The sequence below is a fragment of the Rothia sp. HMSC069C04 genome (genome assembly GCF_001812895.1).
Classification (GTDB): domain Bacteria; phylum Actinomycetota; class Actinomycetes; order Actinomycetales; family Micrococcaceae; genus Rothia.
This window is the reverse complement of sequence record NZ_KV810735.1, coordinates 98,595-114,111: the sequence shown is the minus strand read 5'-3', so window position 1 is coordinate 114,111 and position 15,517 is coordinate 98,595. Positions and strand designations below refer to the sequence as shown.

Genomic DNA, 15,517 nt, shown 5'->3' with positions numbered 1-15,517 from the left:
GCCGGTACAGCTTGCACCACTGCTTCAACGGTGTCGCACTTGCAATACCGAAGCGCACCATCGCCTCAGGCTTACTCATCCCACCATCAACCACGGCCTTCGCTGCGGCGACCTTGGTCTCATAGTCGTATCTGGTCCGCTTTACTCCCATGGCAAGAAACCCGCCCTTCCCGATGACGCGGTACATTTTCTGCCACTCTCTCACAGTCGCGGCGGACACACCAAGCCTTCTGGCGGTCAAACGATAGCCACATCCCTTCTCAAACATTTGTACTGCCTGTTTCCGAAGCAAACGGTCATGTCTTACTCCCAGATTTATAGACATGAAAAGCCTCCTGTTTCTTGGACTTTATTTTTGTTGTCCAAGAAACGGGAGGCAGTTCAATGGGGGAGGAGCCGGGGGCTTTCTGTATGTACGTAGGGGTAGGTTTGCGCGTGGGGTAGTAGCCCTGGCTGAACCGCCACTCATACTTAAGGATGAGGCCGGATTCCCGTTCCTGCCGCCTCAGACGCATCTCAGCCCGTGGGCTTAGCAATAGCCCCTGCGTCTGCAGGTCAAGAGTCGGTGAACACCTGCCAAAATCAGCCTCGAGGATGATAAAAACCCAGTAGTCAGCGCCACATTGCGTGAAATAATTGAACTATGACTACTACAACTCCTCACGCCCAGACGGCACAGCCCGCCGTCTCCGCACGAAACCTTTCCAAAACCTACGGCATCGGTGAAGCCACCGTCCACGCCCTCAACAACGTCTCCGTTGACTTTGAGCAGGGCAAGTTCACCGCAATTATGGGCCCCTCCGGTTCCGGTAAGTCCACGCTGATGCAGACCATCGCAACCCTGGATACCCCCGACCCGAACCCGGCAACCTCCATCCGTATTGGCGGTACCGAGCTCTTCGGTCTGAAGGACAACGCCCTTACCGAATTCCGCCGCGAACACATCGGCTTCATCTTCCAGGCGTTCAACCTGGTGCCCACCCTCACCGCGGGCCAGAACATTGACCTGCCCCTGGGCCTCGCCGGTAAGAAGCCGGACCCGCAGTGGCGCGACTACCTGGTTAAGACCCTCGGCCTGGAAACCCGCCTCGACCACCGCCCCGAACAGCTCTCCGGCGGTCAGCAGCAGCGCGTCGCCATCGTGCGCGCCCTGCTCGCACGCCCCGAAGTGGTCTTCGCCGACGAACCGACCGGTAACCTCGACTCCAACTCCGGCGCCGAGGTGCTGCGCCTGCTACGTGCCGCCGCAACCGACCACGCACAGACCATCCTCATGGTCACCCACGACGCAAACGCCGCCTCCTACGCAGACCGCGTGGTCTTCATCAAGGACGGCATGGTCGCCGGCGAAATGATCGAACCCACCTACGACGCCGTGCTCGGCGCAATGGCACAGCTGGAAGGTCGATAAGCCGTGGCAACCACACTGAACACGGTGGCGCGCTCCAATCTGCGCGCCTCCAAAGGAAAATACATTCTCACGGGCATAGGCATCGCGATCTCATCCTTCTTTATCGCCGCCATTATGATGCTCACCAACTCGCTGCAGGCGACCGTCAACTCCTCCGTAGGTGACGTGCTCTCCCGCGCCGAGGCGGTTGTCGCCTCCGCCGCTACAACCAGCGACGGTAAAGACAGCACCTCTATCTACCTGACCCGTGACCAGATTCAGAAAGTAGAAAAGAGCGACCTGCTCTCCGGCTACTGGGTTCAGTATGCCGTTTCGGGCGCGCTCGGTACCGGCGATCAGAAAACCCTCGTGCAGTACAACCAGCTGCCCGCCGACTCGAGCCTCTTCCCGTACAAGGTGCAGGGCAAAATCCCCGGTAGCGACCACGAAATCATGGTCTCTACCTACTTCGCGAAGAAGCACAACCTCTCGCTGAACGGCAAGGTCACCAGCACCGACGTTGTAGAATCCGTCAGCGCCCCCGGTACCGACAAGACCGCCGAATACACCGTCGTCGGTCTGTTCGACCCCGGTTTTGAAGGCTCCACCACCAATCAGGCTGTCTTCATTGGCGGCACCAGCCTCGGCGAAGCCGCCCTGAAGGCAGCTGAGGCAGAAAACAAGAGTTCCGCGGCAGGCTACCGAAGCATGGCTGGCGCGAACCTCATCTACCTCAAGTTCAAGGACGGCGTAACCGACGCCAAGCTCAAGAGCCTGCAGGATACCCTCAGCAGCGGCGACACCAAGAACGACCCGCGCGTCATGACCGGTCAGAAGCTGCTGGAAGACTACCAGAAGACCATCTCCACGGTCTTCACCTCCATTAGCGTGGTTCTGGGCGCCTTCGCGGCGCTGGCTCTGCTGGTCTCCTCCTTCGTCATCTCCAACACCTTCGCGGTGCTGGTCGGCCAGCGCATCCGTGAGCTGGCTCTGCTGCGCACCCTCGGTGCCCGCGGCGGCTCCCTCGTACGGATGCTACTCATCGAATCCATTACCGTGGGCGTGGTGTTCTCCCTCATCGGTGCGCTGTTGACCTACCCGGTTGGCGCGCTGGTTGGTGCAAACCTCACCACCATCATGATCTCCTACTCAATCACCCCGATCCTGGTGAGTGTGCTCCTCTGCACCATCGTGACGGTTCTGGCGTCGCTCTCCCCGGCACGAAGCGCCCTGCGCATCTCGCCCATTAGCGCGATGAGCGAGCACACCAACCTTGAGGTGCGCAAGCCCGGCAAGGTCGGCCCGATCCTGGGTCTGGTCTTCGGTGCCGCAGGTATCGGCCTGGCTATGCTGGCTCAGAACCAGGGTTCCGGTGAGGGCGCCGGCAATAAGGCCATTGCCTTCATGATGGGGGCCGCGCTGCTGCTCGGTATTGCGGTTTTCCTCCTCACCCCGCTGGTACTGCCCCCGCTGGTACGTGCCCTCGGTAAGGTCACCCGCACCCAGACCGGCAAGCTGGCGCTCGCCAACGCACTGCGTTCGCCCAAGCGTACCGTCTCCACCGGCCGCGCTGTGCTGGTGGGTACCCTGGTCGTGTCGACTGTGCTGACCGGTTACTCGGTGCTGAGCGCATCGCTGACCAAGGCCCTGGATCAGCAGTACCCGATTTCTGCGCAGGCAAAGTACAGCTCGTACGACCAGTCCGAGGCTGCCTCCACCGTGACCAAGGCGGAGGAAATCGCCTCCAAGGTCAAGGGTATTAAGAACGTTCAGGCATCCGCCGTCGGTTACGCAGCCGGTGTGGTTGACTACACCGTCGAGTACGAGGGACAGACCGCCAACCAGAATTCCGACCTGGTGGCCTTGAGCTCCTCCGATTTGAAGGCAATCCTGCCGGGCGAAAACTTGAACCTTGCGGATGACACCGTGCTCGTACCGCAGGGCCTCTGGAAGTCCGCTGGATTGAATGAGTCCAGCCGTCTGAAGGCACACGGCCCGCTCGGCGAAGTGGAACTCAAGCCCGTCAAGTCCGCAACCAAGCAGAACCTGCTGATTGTCAACCCTGCCACCGCCGCCAAGCTGCAGGACGCCAAGAACCCGCAGAAGGTTGCCAACCCTGCCGCTGAGGAAGCTCAGAAGCGCCTGGAAGAAGCAATCGCCAGCGGTGACAAGGAAGCTCAGACAAAGGCAGCACGTCTGACCGTCACCAGCCAGGCAACCGGTAACGACACCGTCGTTCTGGTGCGCGCCGCCTCCCCGCTGACCAGTAGCGAGAACGCGACCCTGCAGGCTGACCTGAACCGAGCCAGCCCTGACAGCTCCTTCACCGGTGGCTTGCAGGAACGTCAGACCTACGACCAGCTGCTGACCGTTATGCTGACCTTCACCCTGGTGATGCTCATGCTCGCAGTGGTCATCTCCATCATTGGTGTGGCGAACACGATGACCCTGTCGGTCAACGAACGCCGCCGCGAGAACGCGATGCTCCGTTCGCTGGGTCTGTCCCGCAAGCAGCTGCGCCGCATGATCTCCATTGAGGCGATTCTGATTACGCTCGCCGCTGTGGTGCTCGGTATGGTTTCCGGTGCGGTGATTGGTAGCCTCTCGGCGCAGATTATTATGTCTTCCATGAGTGCTTCCGCCCCGCTCGTGCTTGACCTGCCGTACGTCTGGTACGTGGTCATCCTCATTGTGGGTGTGCTCGCCGCGATGCTGGCTTCGGCTCTGCCGGCGGCTCGTTCGGCTCGCATGTCCCCGGTTGAGGGTATGCGCGGCTAACCCGCTGTACCTGGCATAGTCACAGTACCCGGCGAACCCGGATACTCGGCGTGAGAAAGCCCCGGAGGGTGCCTCGATCAGGAGGCGCCCGCCGGGGCTTCACTGTGTCCTCTATTCTGCCGTGCTTGTGCTCTCAGACTCTTGGAGCTGACCTGTAGCCTGGCTTTGCGCGTATGATGGGTGTATGAGCACTAGCCACCCCAATCTGCGTCGCGGGTACACGCTACCCCATGAAGCGGAGGTTCTTCAGATCCTCCGTGACGCTGGTGTGCGCCGTGCCCGACTCTTCGGCAGTGCCGCCCGCGGTGAGCTGACCGAAACCAGCGACCTGGATTTTTTGGTGCAGATGCCGGGTGTAGCCCCTTTTGACGAATTCATGCAGATGGTCGATGCTCAGCACCGTATTGAACAGCTGACCGGCCGCAGCGTGGATATGGTCACCCAGCTACGCCCCCGCATCTATGCGGAGGCAGAACCAGACATGGTGGAGTTGCCGCTATGAAAAGCTCGCTTGACGACTTCTTTCTGATTCTTGAGTCAGCTCAGCGTATCTACGCTTTTACGCCCGAGCGATATGAAGACCTGATAGACGATTCAAACGGGGTAGTCCAGGACGCGCTCTGCATGCGCTTTCAGGTCATTGGCGAAACCCTCAATAGAATTCGTTCAAAATACCCAGAAGATTATGAACGGTATGAACGGGCTGAATGGCAGTACCTCATTGCTATTCGTAACATCATTTCTCATAGCTATGTGAGCGTTGATTTTGCTGTCCTATGGGACGTCGCCCGGAATAAGTTACCTGAGCTGATGAGCGACTTTGAACGAATCATCGACGAGATACAAGAAACCACTTAACTAAAGAGCCCCGGAGGGTGCCTCGAAAAGGAGGCGCCCGCCGGGGCTTCACTGTGCCCTTATATAAGGGAGCGCTAGTGGGCGATACCCGCCTCATACGCCATAATGACCGCCTGCACACGATCACGCGCACCCAACTTCGCCAACACATGCGACACATGCGTCTTCACCGTCGCCTCCGAAAGCACCAGCTCCCGCGTAATCTCCGCATTCGACAAGCCGCGCGCAATCAAACCCAGCACCTCAAACTCACGCGGCGACAACTGCTCAATCAACTCACGATGCGGATAACCCTGCACAGTCTCAAAGCTTGCATGCTCAGCCGGAATAAACGTTGCCTTCGGAAGCTCAGAACCAGCAGCCGGGGGAGTAGCAGGAACAGACTCGGCGGCAGGAACAACAGGAGCGGCAGGTGCGGGGGAGTCCAGCACCGGAATCATGTGCTCCAACAGTCGGCGAGTCGCAGATGGCGCAATCACCGCATCGCCGCGGTGCACCGTACGAATCGCCTCCAGCAGCTGCTCCGGCGGGGTGTCCTTCAACAAGAACCCGCTCGCACCCGCACGCACCGCAGAATACACGTACTCGTCAATGTCGAAGGTCGTGAGCATGATAATGCGCACCCGCTCATCCTCGGAAACTTCACGCTCGCCGTCACGCTCCAGAATACGGCGCGCCGCCTCCAGGCCGTCGCAGTGCGGCATGCGCACATCCATGAGGATGACCTGCGGCGCCTGCCCCTCAGAGACCATGCGGTCAAAAACGTCAATCGCCGCCAGGCCGTCATCAGCTTCCATGACGACCTGCAGGTCCGGCTGGGAGTTGACGAGCATGCTCAAGCCGCCGCGCACTAGGCGCTGGTCGTCAACGAGCATCACGCGGATCGGCTGGGTGGTCTGTGGTGCAGAAGAGTACATAGTTTCAATCCTAGATCACGAGGTAGTAGAGGGCACCGGTATTAGAGGTCGCGGTAGGGCAGCGCCGCCTCAACGAGCCAGCCGCCGTCAGGCTGCAGGCCGTAGGTGAGGGTGCCGTGGTAGAGGGCGATGCGCTCGCTCATGCCGCGCAGACCGTTGCCGCTACCGGGTACAGGGCGGGCAATGTGCTGAGCTGTGGCAGAGGAAACCGGGCCGTTCTGAACCCACAACTGCAGACCGTCCTCGCCCCAGTGAATGGTGACGGTGGTTGCCGCGCCGGGGGAGTGCTTGAGCGCGTTGGTGAGCGCCTCCTGCACGGTGCGGTACGCCGCGAGTTCTGCGCCCTGCGGTAGGGTGCGCGCCATGGTGCCGGTGATTCCGGTGAAGGTGACGGGTAGCCCGGCGCGGCGGCTCTGCTCCACGAGGGCGGGCACATCGTTGAGGGTGGGCACGGGCGCGTAGGCGGTCGCCTCGTCCGTGCGGAGTAGCCCGAGCAGGGAACGCATCTGCGTGAGGGAGTCGCGTGCCGTGTCTGCGATGAGTTCTAGGGTCTGCTCGGCAATATCCGGTTCGCTCTGCTGAGCCTGACCGGACTGCTCAGCCTGTTCAGTTTGCTGCTCTGCCTGCTGTGCCTGTTGTGTTTGCTGGGCGCGGGCGGTGCGTGCGGTGCGGGCGCTCGCGGCGGCGTAGCGTGCCCCGTCTGCCTGGGAAATAATGCTGGAGAGCGAGTGCGCCACAATATCGTGCATTTCACGGGCGATGCGGGTGCGTTCATCCTGTGCGGCGAGGCGGCGTTCCTGTTCCTGTTCGTATTCGAGGCGGCGGGCGCGTTCTTTGAACTCTTCGCTGCGCAGTTCGCGCATGCGGCGGGAGTCGCCGAGGAACCAGAAGACGGTGAAGATGGATCCGCAGAGCACGCCAAACATCAGGGAGATGAAGATGCGGGCGGGTATGTCGTCCCAGTGGTAGAGGAATGAGAGCGAGGCCTGCACGGTGACGGCGAGTGCGCCGACCCAGCCGAGAATGAGGCCGCGGAAGCGGGCGCGGCGGGTCCAATGCCTGCCGATATGGTAGGCGGCGAGGCTGACGGGCGGGTAGCAGGTGATGGCGAGTGAGTCGGGGAAGGGCTCCACGAGGGTGAGGCAGAGCGCCGCGATGACCACGTAGATGCTGCCGTAGGGGAAGCGGTAGCGGAAGTAGAGCGCGGTGGTGCTGCAGAGCGCGGAGATGACCGGGATCCAGCCGTAGCTGTTGACGAAGGCTGCTGAGAGCACGCAACAGAAGAACTGCATGTGCGCAACGACGATGATGTTCATCCAGCTGCGTTTGTCTCTGATATAGTTTTGCACGCGGCTGGAGGCGCTGATTGCGTCGGCGGGTAGGTCGCTGTTTTCTGAGCGGCCGCGGGTATGCGTTACGGCGTGGCCTGATTCGGCTGTCTCTGTGCTGTGCTGTGGGTTCTGCTGGGGTTCGGTGTGCTTGAGGGGCATGTTTCCAGTGTATCGGGGTGGTGGGGCGGGACTGGGAGCCTCTTTCTACTCTCACATGCAGGGATATTTTGTGGGTTTGTGTGTGGGGGTGTGTGCTTGAGTGAGTATGACACGCCAAAAACAGCTATTTTTAGTGACCTTAGTTACTTTTTTGAAAAATATTCCTTCAACTAAAACTTGAGAGTTTGGGGTTGTATGGGCTTCGAATTCGGGTTTAAGAGACCAGTAACTCCCTTAAGCAACCTATTTTGGTTGAAAAACCTTCAACTAAGGCGGAGAGTTTAAGGGAAACCCCCTCATCAAACCATTTTTGGAACCATTGCGGGATAGGTTCTTGATGGGTATAGTTTTAGCCGTACCCGAAATCTGCGCCCGAGGTCTAAGGCCTTACAGAACGAACACCAAGCGTTCTGAAGCGCGTCTCCCTATGTAGGGGAGCGGAGTACAGCATTATGTCGTTATCACCAGAGGTTAGGCGCAAGCCTACTTCACTCACTCGAATCTCATCAGGTGACGTTCTTCGCCGCGCACGACGGCGGGTGATAACTTTTATTCCTCAAAATGACATCACTCTCGAAGGACATACATGTCTACTAACATTTCTCGCCGCAAGGTTGTCGCTGGCGCAGCATGGGCTGCTCCGGTTGTCGCAGCATCTGCTGCAGTTCCCGCTTTCGCTTCCTCCACTGTTTGTGAGTGGGAAGAGACCGTAGCTTACTCCGCAAACGGCGCCGCATCCGGTGCTAAGGGCACCGCATCCTTCGTCGTTCCCGCACTGGTCGACAAGATCAAGTTCGAGGTCGTCGGTGGCGCTGGTGGTACCAACTACGACGATATGGCAGCAGGTTCCGGTGCAAAGATCACCGGTATCATCGAGGTCAAGCCCGGCCAGACCGTTCAGCTCATCGGCGCAGCCGGTGGTATTGGTAACGGCCCCCTGACTGCAGCTGAGGGTGGTGAGGGCTACGGTAACGGTGGTTCCTCCAACCTGCCCAACCCCATCCCCTCCAGCATCATGCAGCAGGTCAACACTATTTGGCCCGCTAACTCCCCCCTGAAGCGTATTACCTACTCCGCATCCGGTGGTGGCTCCTCCGCTCTGGTCATCAACGGTACCCCCGTTGCAGTCGCAGGTGGCGGTGGTGGCGCTGGCTTCATCAACAACGGTGGCGCTAACAACAACCCCCAGTACATGGAAGCTGGCGCAGTGACCGCTTCTTGGCAGTGGCCCTCCGGCGCAAAGCGCAACGGCAACATCATCTTCGGTTCCACCGGTGGTTCCGCTGACGGTGCATCGGGTTCTGCAGGTCTTGAAGGCTTCGGTATCTACGACGCTGACAACTCTATCCGCGAAACCGTTGAGGCCGGTGAAGGTGGCGCAAACGGTATCGGTGGTAACGGTGGTGCTAAGACCGCTCTGCACACCGGCAAGTCCCCGAACGGTGTTCTGGGCTTCTCCTCCGCCAACAACCAGGAGATTTACCAGTCCTCCAAGTCCGGTAACAATGGTGGCTCCGGCTTCACCGGTGCCGGTGGTGACGGTGTAGCATCCTACTCCTACCTGATCGACAACAACGATCGCACCAAGAAGGAAGAGGGTACCCACAACGGTACCGGTTACGCTCTCGAGTACTCCTCCATCGGCTTCAACTTCAACGGCTACGAGTCCGTCATCTCCGCAGGTGGTGGCGCAGGCTACGGTGGCGGTGGCTCCGGTGCTTCCAGCTCCTCCTCCGCAATCGTTCTGACCCAGAAGTGGAACAACAACCCCAACGGTATCCGCCAGAACGTCTCCTTCGGCCAGCTCGGCGGCGGCGGCGGCGCAGGTGGTTCCTACGTTGCTCCCGGTGTTTCCGGCGGTACCATTACCTCCGCAGGTAACGCTCCGACCGCTCGTAGCGAACGTGGCAACGGCTACGTCAAGGTCACCCTCTGCAAGCGCACCGCGTAATTGCATAGACCTTTAGGGCTCTCACTCTGAGTGAGAACTCGTAACGATATTCCCCGGCTGATAATTCAGCCGGGGAATATTGTTTTAACCGGTAGAGGCTGAACACCACAGAATCCAGAACCCCAGACTTCAGGAGGCGGGTCTGGGTCAAGGCGCTGCCGGGCAGAGACTGGGGGGGGGGTAGCCCAGAGCCCGTCTAGCCCAGAGTCTGAGAACCCGTCCGCACACTCTACCGCCCACCCGCTGCGCGTATTACGGTAGAGGCATGACTGAAGCACGTAGCATCGACCTCGCCGTCATCCCCGGCGACGGCATCGGCCCCGAAATCATTACCGAAGCCCAGCGCATCCTCACCCGCGCCTGCGAGCTCGAAAACATCACCGTAACCCCCACCCACTACAAGCTCGGCGCCGAGCACTGGCTGGAAACCGGTGAAACCCTGCCCGACTCCACCATGGACGCCCTCAAGCAGCACGACGCGATCCTCTTCGGTGCCATCGGTGCAGACCCGCGCAGCGGCAAGATTCCCTCCGGCCTCATCGAACGCGAAATGCTCCTGAAGTTGCGCTTCGCCTTCGACCACTACATCAACCTGCGCCCCTCCCGCCTGTACCCCGGTGCAGTCTCCCCGCTCGCCAACCCCGGCAACATCGACTTCGTCGTCGTGCGTGAAGGCACCGAAGGCCCCTACATCGGCAACGGCGGCGTGATTCGCCAGGGCACCCCCCACGAAATCGCCACCGAAGTCTCCCTCAACACCGCACACGGCGTGGAGCGCCTGGTACGTTACGCCTTCGAGCTGGCATCCACCCGCCGCAAGAAGGTCACCCTCGTACACAAGACCAACGTGCTCACCCACGCAGGTCGCCTCTACAACCGCTACTTCACCGAAATCGCGGCTGAATTCCCCGAGGTTGAGACTGACTACCTGCACATTGACGCGACCACCATCTTCATGGTCACCGACCCCGCCCGCTTCGACGTGATCGTCACCGACAACCTCTTCGGCGACATCATCACCGACCTCGCAGGTGCAGTGACCGGCGGTATCGGCTACGCGGCAAGCGGCAACATCAACGCCGTCGGCGAGTTCCCCTCCATGTTCGAGCCCGTACACGGCTCCGCACCGGACATTGCCCGCCAGAACAAGGCAAACCCCACCGCCGCAATCCTCGCCGGCGCAATGCTGCTGCGCCACCTCGGCCACGACGCCGCCGCAGCCCGCATTGAGGACGCTGTTGAGGCAGATATGCGCGAAAACGGCGCGAGCGTGCGCGGAACCGATCAGGTCGGCGCGGACGTGCTCGCACGCCTCGGTTAATACTTGCCTAATACTTGCCCGGCTATAACTGGCTCGGCTAAAACGTGAACTACGCTAGTGAAGCCCGGAAGGAACGCACCTTCCGGGCTTCACCTGTTCACATCCTGAATGGCAGAAAAGGTGCGCATGCGGCAAACTCATCTTTCCGGTACTCTAAAACAGGTCAGGCACACCCGCCCGGCACCTCGGCGGTGGACACCATCCACCACTAGCTTTGATGCATCCAACTAGCACAGACCGCTAGATGCACCATCTGCCCCGCACGACAACGCGCCCGGCGGCACACACCGGTCCCTCGCCCCGCCGCGAGAACCGCCACTCAAAGAACGCCCACAGAGGCAACTAGACGAAGAGGAACGCAGAACGATGGCAACCGAATTCAGCCACGAAGCAAACCAGTCACCCGCCACCGCCGAACGCCGCGCCGAAATCCTCGCAAACCCCGGCTTCGGCGACTACTTCAGCGACCACATGGTCACCATCGACTGGGAAGGCGACTACAAGACCGGCGGCACCTGGTACGACGCACGAGTTCACCCCTACGGCCCGCTGACCCTCGACCCCGCCTCCGCTGTCTTCCACTACGGCCAGGAAATCTTCGAAGGCGTCAAGGGCTACCGCCACGCCGACGGCTCCGTGTGGACCTTCCGCCCCGAAAAGAACGCAGAACGCTTCGCGAACTCCGCACACCGCCTCTCCCTGCCCGAACTGCCCGCAGAACTGTTCGTTGAATCCCTGCGCGAACTCGTTAAGGCAGACGAAGCATGGGTACCCACCGGCGACGGTGAAGCCTTCTACTTCCGCCCCTTCATGATCGCAACCGAAGCGTACCTCGGCGTGCGCCCCGCAAAGCACGTGCAGTACCACGTCATCGGCTCGCCCGCAGGTAACTACTTCGGCACCCCCGAACCCGTAGACATCTGGCTCTCCACCACCTACGCCCGCGCAGGCGAAGGCGGCACCGGCGCGGCAAAGTGCGGCGGCAACTACGCGGCATCCATGATCGCCCAGATCGAAGGCGAAAAGCACGGCTGCAAGCAGGTCATCTTCAAGGACCCGCACCGCGGCGACGCCATCGAAGAGCTCGGCGGCATGAACGTGTTCTTCATCTTCGGCAAGGAAAACAAGATCGTCACCCCCGAGCTGACCGGCACCATCCTGGAGGGCGTGACCCGTTCCTCCCTGATTCAGCTCGCCAAGGACCGCGGCATGACCGTCGAAGAGCGCGCAATTACCCTCACCGAATGGCGTGAAGGCGTAGCAAACGGCGACATCACCGAAATCTTCGCCTGCGGCACCGCAGCAGTGGTCGCACCCATCGGCAAGCTCAAGGCAGAAGACTTCGAAATCCCGGCACCCACCGAGCACTTCGGTGAAATCTCCAAGAGCCTGCGCGAAGAGCTCGTCGGCATTCAGACCGGCGTAGTAGAAGACCGCCACGGCTGGATGACCCGCCTCATCTAAAACGTGAATCTAACGTAACCAGCGAAATCCCCGCAGGATGCTCCGCCCGACCCCGCACGTCGCGCGGTGAGTAACCCGCGGGGATTCACTGTGCCCGGAAAATGAGGTGCTGGGTAAATGGCGTGCCCGGCGGATATTGCGCGCGGCGTTGATAACACGAGGACAGGGGGAGGGGAGGTGCACCCCGCCGAACCTAATAGTGTTGAACCCCGCCGGGCTAAAATCTGCCTTGCCAATTCCGCCCGCCGCCCCCGCCCTCGAAGGCTGGTACCCTAGAAAGTATGCGTATTGCACGATTTACCGTAAATAATGAGCTCCACTTCGGGCTGGTAGAAGGTGACGCAGGCGAAGAAACCCTGCGCGTACTCGCCGGTGACCCCTTCTATTCGGGCATCGAACCGACCGGCACCACCTACCCCATCGACCAGGTGCGCCTGCTCGCCCCGATCATCCCCCGCTCCAAGGTGATTGGAGCGATCGCAAACTGGGCAGGAACCGAGGCGCCCGCCTCCCCGCAGTTCTTCCTCAAGCCCAACACCACCGTGATTGGCCCCGGCGACCCCGTGACCCTGCCCGAGTACTCCGAAGCCGTCAGCGCAGAAGGTGAACTCGCCGTCGTTATCGGTCGTATCGCCAAGTCCGTGCCTCTTGAGCGCGTGCACGAGGTCATCTTCGGCTACACCGTGGCAAACGACCTCACCGCCCGCGACCTGCTCGAAGACCGCCAGTGGACCCGCGCCAAGGGCTTCGACGGCTCCACCCCGCTCGGCCCCTGGATCGAAACCGACCTGGACACCGACTCGCTGAACATCACCACCTGGGTTGACGGCGACGTCGTGCAGGAAGGTAACACCTCCGAAATGCACTACTCCGTAGCCGAACAGGTTGCCGCAGCCTCCGAAATCTTCACCCTGCTGCCCGGCGACGTACTGCTCACCGGCACCCCCGCCGGCATCAGCGTACTGCGCGACGGCAACGAAGTAGAGGTCGAAGTCGAAGGCATCGGCTCCCTCGTCACCCGCGTGCGCGACTAAACAGCCCGCACCCAAAAACGTAACGTACATCCTGAAACACACCGTCAAGGAGACATCATGACCGAATACCACGGTCCCGTACTCAACAGCCCCGCAGACACCCGCGTCCGCTTCTGCCCCTCGCCCACCGGCACCCCGCACGTGGGCATGGTCCGCACCGCCCTCTTCAACTGGGCGTACGCACGCCACACCGGCGGTAAGCTGATCTTCCGCATCGAAGACACCGACGCAGCACGCGACTCCGAAGAGTCGTTCAACCAGGTGCTCGAATCCCTGCACTGGCTCGGCATCAACTGGGACGAAGGCGTCGGCGTCGGCGGCCCCCACGAGCCCTACCGCCAGTCCGAGCGTAAGGCCGCAGGCATCTACAACGAGATCTTCGAAAAGCTCGTTGAAGGCGGCTACGTGTACGAAGACTTCTCCACCCCCGACGAGGTGAAGGAACGCCGCAAGGCAGCCGGTCAGGACCCGCAGCTCGGCTACGACAACTATGACCGCAACCTCACCGAAGAGCAGAAGGAAGCCTACCGCGCCGAGGGCCGTAAGCCCGTGTGGCGCCTGCGCATGCCCGACGAAGACATCACCTTCAACGACCTCGTTCGCGGTGAAATCACCTTCAAGGCAGGCACCGTACCCGACTACGTGGTCGTCCGCTCCAACGGCGACCCGCTGTACACCTTCGTGAACCCCGTCGACGACGCACTCATGGGCATCACCCACGTGTTGCGCGGCGAAGACCTGCTCTCCTCCACCCCGCGTCAGATTGCGCTCTACCGCGCGCTCATCGACACCGGCGTGACCAGCTTCATCCCCGAATTCGGCCACCTGCCCTACGTCATGGGCCAGGGCAACAAGAAGCTCTCCAAGCGTGACCCCGAGTCGAACCTCTTCCTGCTGCGCGACTCCGGCTTCATCAAGGAAGGCCTGCTGAACTACCTGTCTCTGCTGGGCTGGTCCCTCTCCGCAGACCAGGACGTCTTCAGCATCGACGAGCTCGTCGAGCACTTCGACGTACACGACGTTGTCGCCAACCCCGCACGCTTCGACGTGAAGAAGGCAGAGTCCATCAACGGCGACCACATCCGTGCGCTCGACCCCAAGGACTTCCGCGACCGCCTCATCCCGTACCTGCAGGCTGCAGGCGTACTCGATGAAACCCTCACCGAGCGTGAAGAGCAGGTCCTCACCGAAGCTGCACCCCTCGTACAGGAGCGTATGCAGCTGCTCGGCGAAGCACCCGGCCTGCTCGCATTCCTCTTCAAGAGCGACGACGAGATTACCGTGGCTGACGACGCACGCAAGCAGCTCAAGGAATCCGCACCGCAGGTCCTCGCCGCCGCAATCGAAGCTCTGGAGCCCCTCGAGGACTTCACCGCAGCCAGCATTGAGGCAGCCCTGCGCGCCGCAATCGTCGACGGCCTGGAAATCAAGCCGCGCCTCGCATTCGGCCCCGTGCGCATCGCAGTGTCCGGTGAGCGTATCTCCCCGCCCTTGTTCGAATCCATGGAAATCCTGGGCAAGGAATCCTCCCTCGCACGTCTGCGCAAGCTTGCCGCTGAACTGAGCTAACTATGAAACAGTCAATCATGGGGAAGGCGCTGCTGAAGGGCACCCTCATGGCGCTCACCAACGCCTGCATTATCTGGCTGATTCTGTACATCGCCAACATGGACAAGTCCGTCTTGATGGTGGTCGCTGTTGTCGTTGCGGCAGCCTTCGGATACGTGACTGCCTACTTCGAGGCGCGCGCCGCCCTGAACGCTCGAGAAGCTCAGGCACGGCACGCCCGCGGCGGCGACGTCAGCAGTTCGTCTGACGGCGTAGACACCTCGGACTCTTCGCGTGAAGAGGACGACGAAGACGACTTCGTGGACCCGGGACCCGACCCGGACGCGGGCGACTTCGACGCCGGAAGCTCCAGCAGCTCCAGCAGTTCGGACTACAGCAGCTACAGTAGCTCCGACTACTCTGGCGGCGGCGATTCCGGTGGAGGCGACTCTGGTGGTAGCAGCGACTAAGCTCTAGAGAATCCCCTTATCCAGCGGGAATCTGACGACCGAAAGGTCTGAAGGAAACCCGGCGGATAAGGGGATTTTTCATAAATTTGAGAATATTTTTTGTGATGGGTGTTTCCTGTAAAACTACTAGTCAGTATGTTTTATTGGGGTGAATCTGGCTCCATTTTGGGGAGTGTGGCAAGAATTTGGTTTGCGCACCCCGGCAAAGGCTCGTATAGTAGTACCTGTTGTTGCGACGAACTGAAAAGTTCAAAGCGAAAACATGCGGTTGTAGCTCAGTTGGTAGAGCACCACCT

12 protein-coding genes and 1 pseudogene are annotated in these 15,517 nt (G+C 60.8%); 10 read left to right on the top strand and 3 right to left on the bottom strand.

Annotation, left to right across the window (positions count from 1 at the left end; translation table 11 throughout):
• Positions 1-325, bottom strand: a pseudogene (locus tag HMPREF2879_RS02695) (helix-turn-helix domain-containing protein); the annotation flags it as partial.
• Between the two features lie 318 nt (positions 326-643).
• Here HMPREF2879_RS02695 and HMPREF2879_RS02690 point away from each other — a divergent pair.
• The 4 genes from HMPREF2879_RS02690 to HMPREF2879_RS02675 all read left to right on the top strand — a co-directional run bounded on the left by HMPREF2879_RS02690 (position 644) and on the right by HMPREF2879_RS02675 (position 5,026).
• On the top strand, positions 644-1,411 hold the full coding sequence (locus HMPREF2879_RS02690; RefSeq protein ID WP_049348985.1) for an ABC transporter ATP-binding protein: 768 nt from the start codon (positions 644-646) through the stop codon (positions 1,409-1,411).
• A gap of 3 nt (positions 1,412-1,414) precedes the next feature.
• Entirely contained in the window at positions 1,415-4,168 is a 2,754-nt protein-coding gene (locus HMPREF2879_RS02685; RefSeq protein WP_070634761.1) for an ABC transporter permease, read from the top strand.
• A 184-nt stretch (positions 4,169-4,352) separates the two neighbouring features.
• Positions 4,353-4,670, top strand: coding sequence for a nucleotidyltransferase family protein (locus HMPREF2879_RS02680; RefSeq protein WP_049345070.1), 318 nt, complete (start codon positions 4,353-4,355; stop codon positions 4,668-4,670).
• A complete protein-coding gene (locus tag HMPREF2879_RS02675) occupies positions 4,667-5,026 on the top strand; it encodes a HepT-like ribonuclease domain-containing protein (RefSeq protein ID WP_070634760.1) in 360 nt (119 codons plus the stop codon). Before HMPREF2879_RS02680 ends, HMPREF2879_RS02675 begins: the two co-directional genes overlap by 4 nt.
• A 74-nt stretch (positions 5,027-5,100) precedes the next feature.
• On the opposite strand, the gene HMPREF2879_RS02670 is transcribed toward HMPREF2879_RS02675, so the two are convergent.
• Together HMPREF2879_RS02670 and HMPREF2879_RS02665 are read right to left on the bottom strand one after the other, a co-directional pair.
• A complete protein-coding gene (locus HMPREF2879_RS02670) occupies positions 5,101-5,943 on the bottom strand; it encodes a response regulator (RefSeq protein ID WP_070599763.1) in 843 nt (280 codons plus the stop codon).
• Between the two features lie 41 nt (positions 5,944-5,984).
• A complete protein-coding gene (locus HMPREF2879_RS02665; protein ID WP_172855771.1) occupies positions 5,985-7,433 on the bottom strand; it encodes a histidine kinase in 1,449 nt (482 codons plus the stop codon).
• A gap of 586 nt (positions 7,434-8,019) precedes the next feature.
• Between HMPREF2879_RS02665 and HMPREF2879_RS02660 the strand changes: the two genes are divergently transcribed.
• The 6 genes from HMPREF2879_RS02660 to HMPREF2879_RS02635 all read left to right on the top strand — a co-directional run bounded on the left by HMPREF2879_RS02660 (position 8,020) and on the right by HMPREF2879_RS02635 (position 15,221).
• Entirely contained in the window at positions 8,020-9,384 is a 1,365-nt protein-coding gene (locus tag HMPREF2879_RS02660; protein ID WP_070634759.1) for a hypothetical protein, read from the top strand.
• Between the two features lie 265 nt (positions 9,385-9,649).
• Entirely contained in the window at positions 9,650-10,705 is a 1,056-nt protein-coding gene (locus HMPREF2879_RS02655) for a 3-isopropylmalate dehydrogenase (protein ID WP_070599768.1), read from the top strand.
• A gap of 366 nt (positions 10,706-11,071) precedes the next feature.
• Positions 11,072-12,169 carry a branched-chain amino acid aminotransferase gene (locus tag HMPREF2879_RS02650; protein WP_070543730.1) on the top strand — a complete coding sequence of 366 codons (1,098 nt, stop codon included), beginning with the start codon at positions 11,072-11,074 and terminating at the stop codon, positions 12,167-12,169.
• 281 nt (positions 12,170-12,450) lie between these two features.
• Positions 12,451-13,203: a fumarylacetoacetate hydrolase family protein gene (locus HMPREF2879_RS02645; RefSeq protein WP_012903294.1), complete on the top strand. Its 753-nt coding sequence runs from the start codon at positions 12,451-12,453 to the stop codon at positions 13,201-13,203.
• 57 nt (positions 13,204-13,260) lie between these two features.
• Complete coding sequence (gltX, locus tag HMPREF2879_RS02640) at positions 13,261-14,772, top strand: glutamate--tRNA ligase (protein ID WP_070634758.1); 1,512 nt, start codon at positions 13,261-13,263, stop codon at positions 14,770-14,772.
• Positions 14,773-14,774: 2 nt separating this feature from the next.
• Complete coding sequence (locus tag HMPREF2879_RS02635) at positions 14,775-15,221, top strand: hypothetical protein (protein ID WP_070634757.1); 447 nt, start codon at positions 14,775-14,777, stop codon at positions 15,219-15,221.
• The last annotated feature ends 296 nt before the right edge of the window (positions 15,222-15,517 follow it).

Excerpts from the sequence above, each read along its gene's own strand:
- HMPREF2879_RS02660 (WP_070634759.1), top strand. The coding sequence starts at position 8,020 with ATGTCTACTAACATTTCTCGCCGCAAGGTTGTCGCTGGCGCAGCATGG.
- HMPREF2879_RS02670 (WP_070599763.1), bottom strand. The coding sequence starts at position 5,943 with ATGTACTCTTCTGCACCACAGACCACCCAGCCGATCCGCGTGATGCTC.
- HMPREF2879_RS02655 (WP_070599768.1), top strand. The coding sequence starts at position 9,650 with ATGACTGAAGCACGTAGCATCGACCTCGCCGTCATCCCCGGCGACGGC.
- HMPREF2879_RS02665 (WP_172855771.1), bottom strand. The coding sequence starts at position 7,433 with ATGCCCCTCAAGCACACCGAACCCCAGCAGAACCCACAGCACAGCACA.
- gltX (WP_070634758.1), top strand. The coding sequence starts at position 13,261 with ATGACCGAATACCACGGTCCCGTACTCAACAGCCCCGCAGACACCCGC.
- HMPREF2879_RS02650 (WP_070543730.1), top strand. The coding sequence starts at position 11,072 with ATGGCAACCGAATTCAGCCACGAAGCAAACCAGTCACCCGCCACCGCC.
- HMPREF2879_RS02680 (WP_049345070.1), top strand. The coding sequence starts at position 4,353 with ATGAGCACTAGCCACCCCAATCTGCGTCGCGGGTACACGCTACCCCAT.
- HMPREF2879_RS02635 (WP_070634757.1), top strand. The coding sequence starts at position 14,775 with ATGAAACAGTCAATCATGGGGAAGGCGCTGCTGAAGGGCACCCTCATG.
- HMPREF2879_RS02645 (WP_012903294.1), top strand. The coding sequence starts at position 12,451 with ATGCGTATTGCACGATTTACCGTAAATAATGAGCTCCACTTCGGGCTG.
- HMPREF2879_RS02675 (WP_070634760.1), top strand. The coding sequence starts at position 4,667 with ATGAAAAGCTCGCTTGACGACTTCTTTCTGATTCTTGAGTCAGCTCAG.
- HMPREF2879_RS02690 (WP_049348985.1), top strand. The coding sequence starts at position 644 with ATGACTACTACAACTCCTCACGCCCAGACGGCACAGCCCGCCGTCTCC.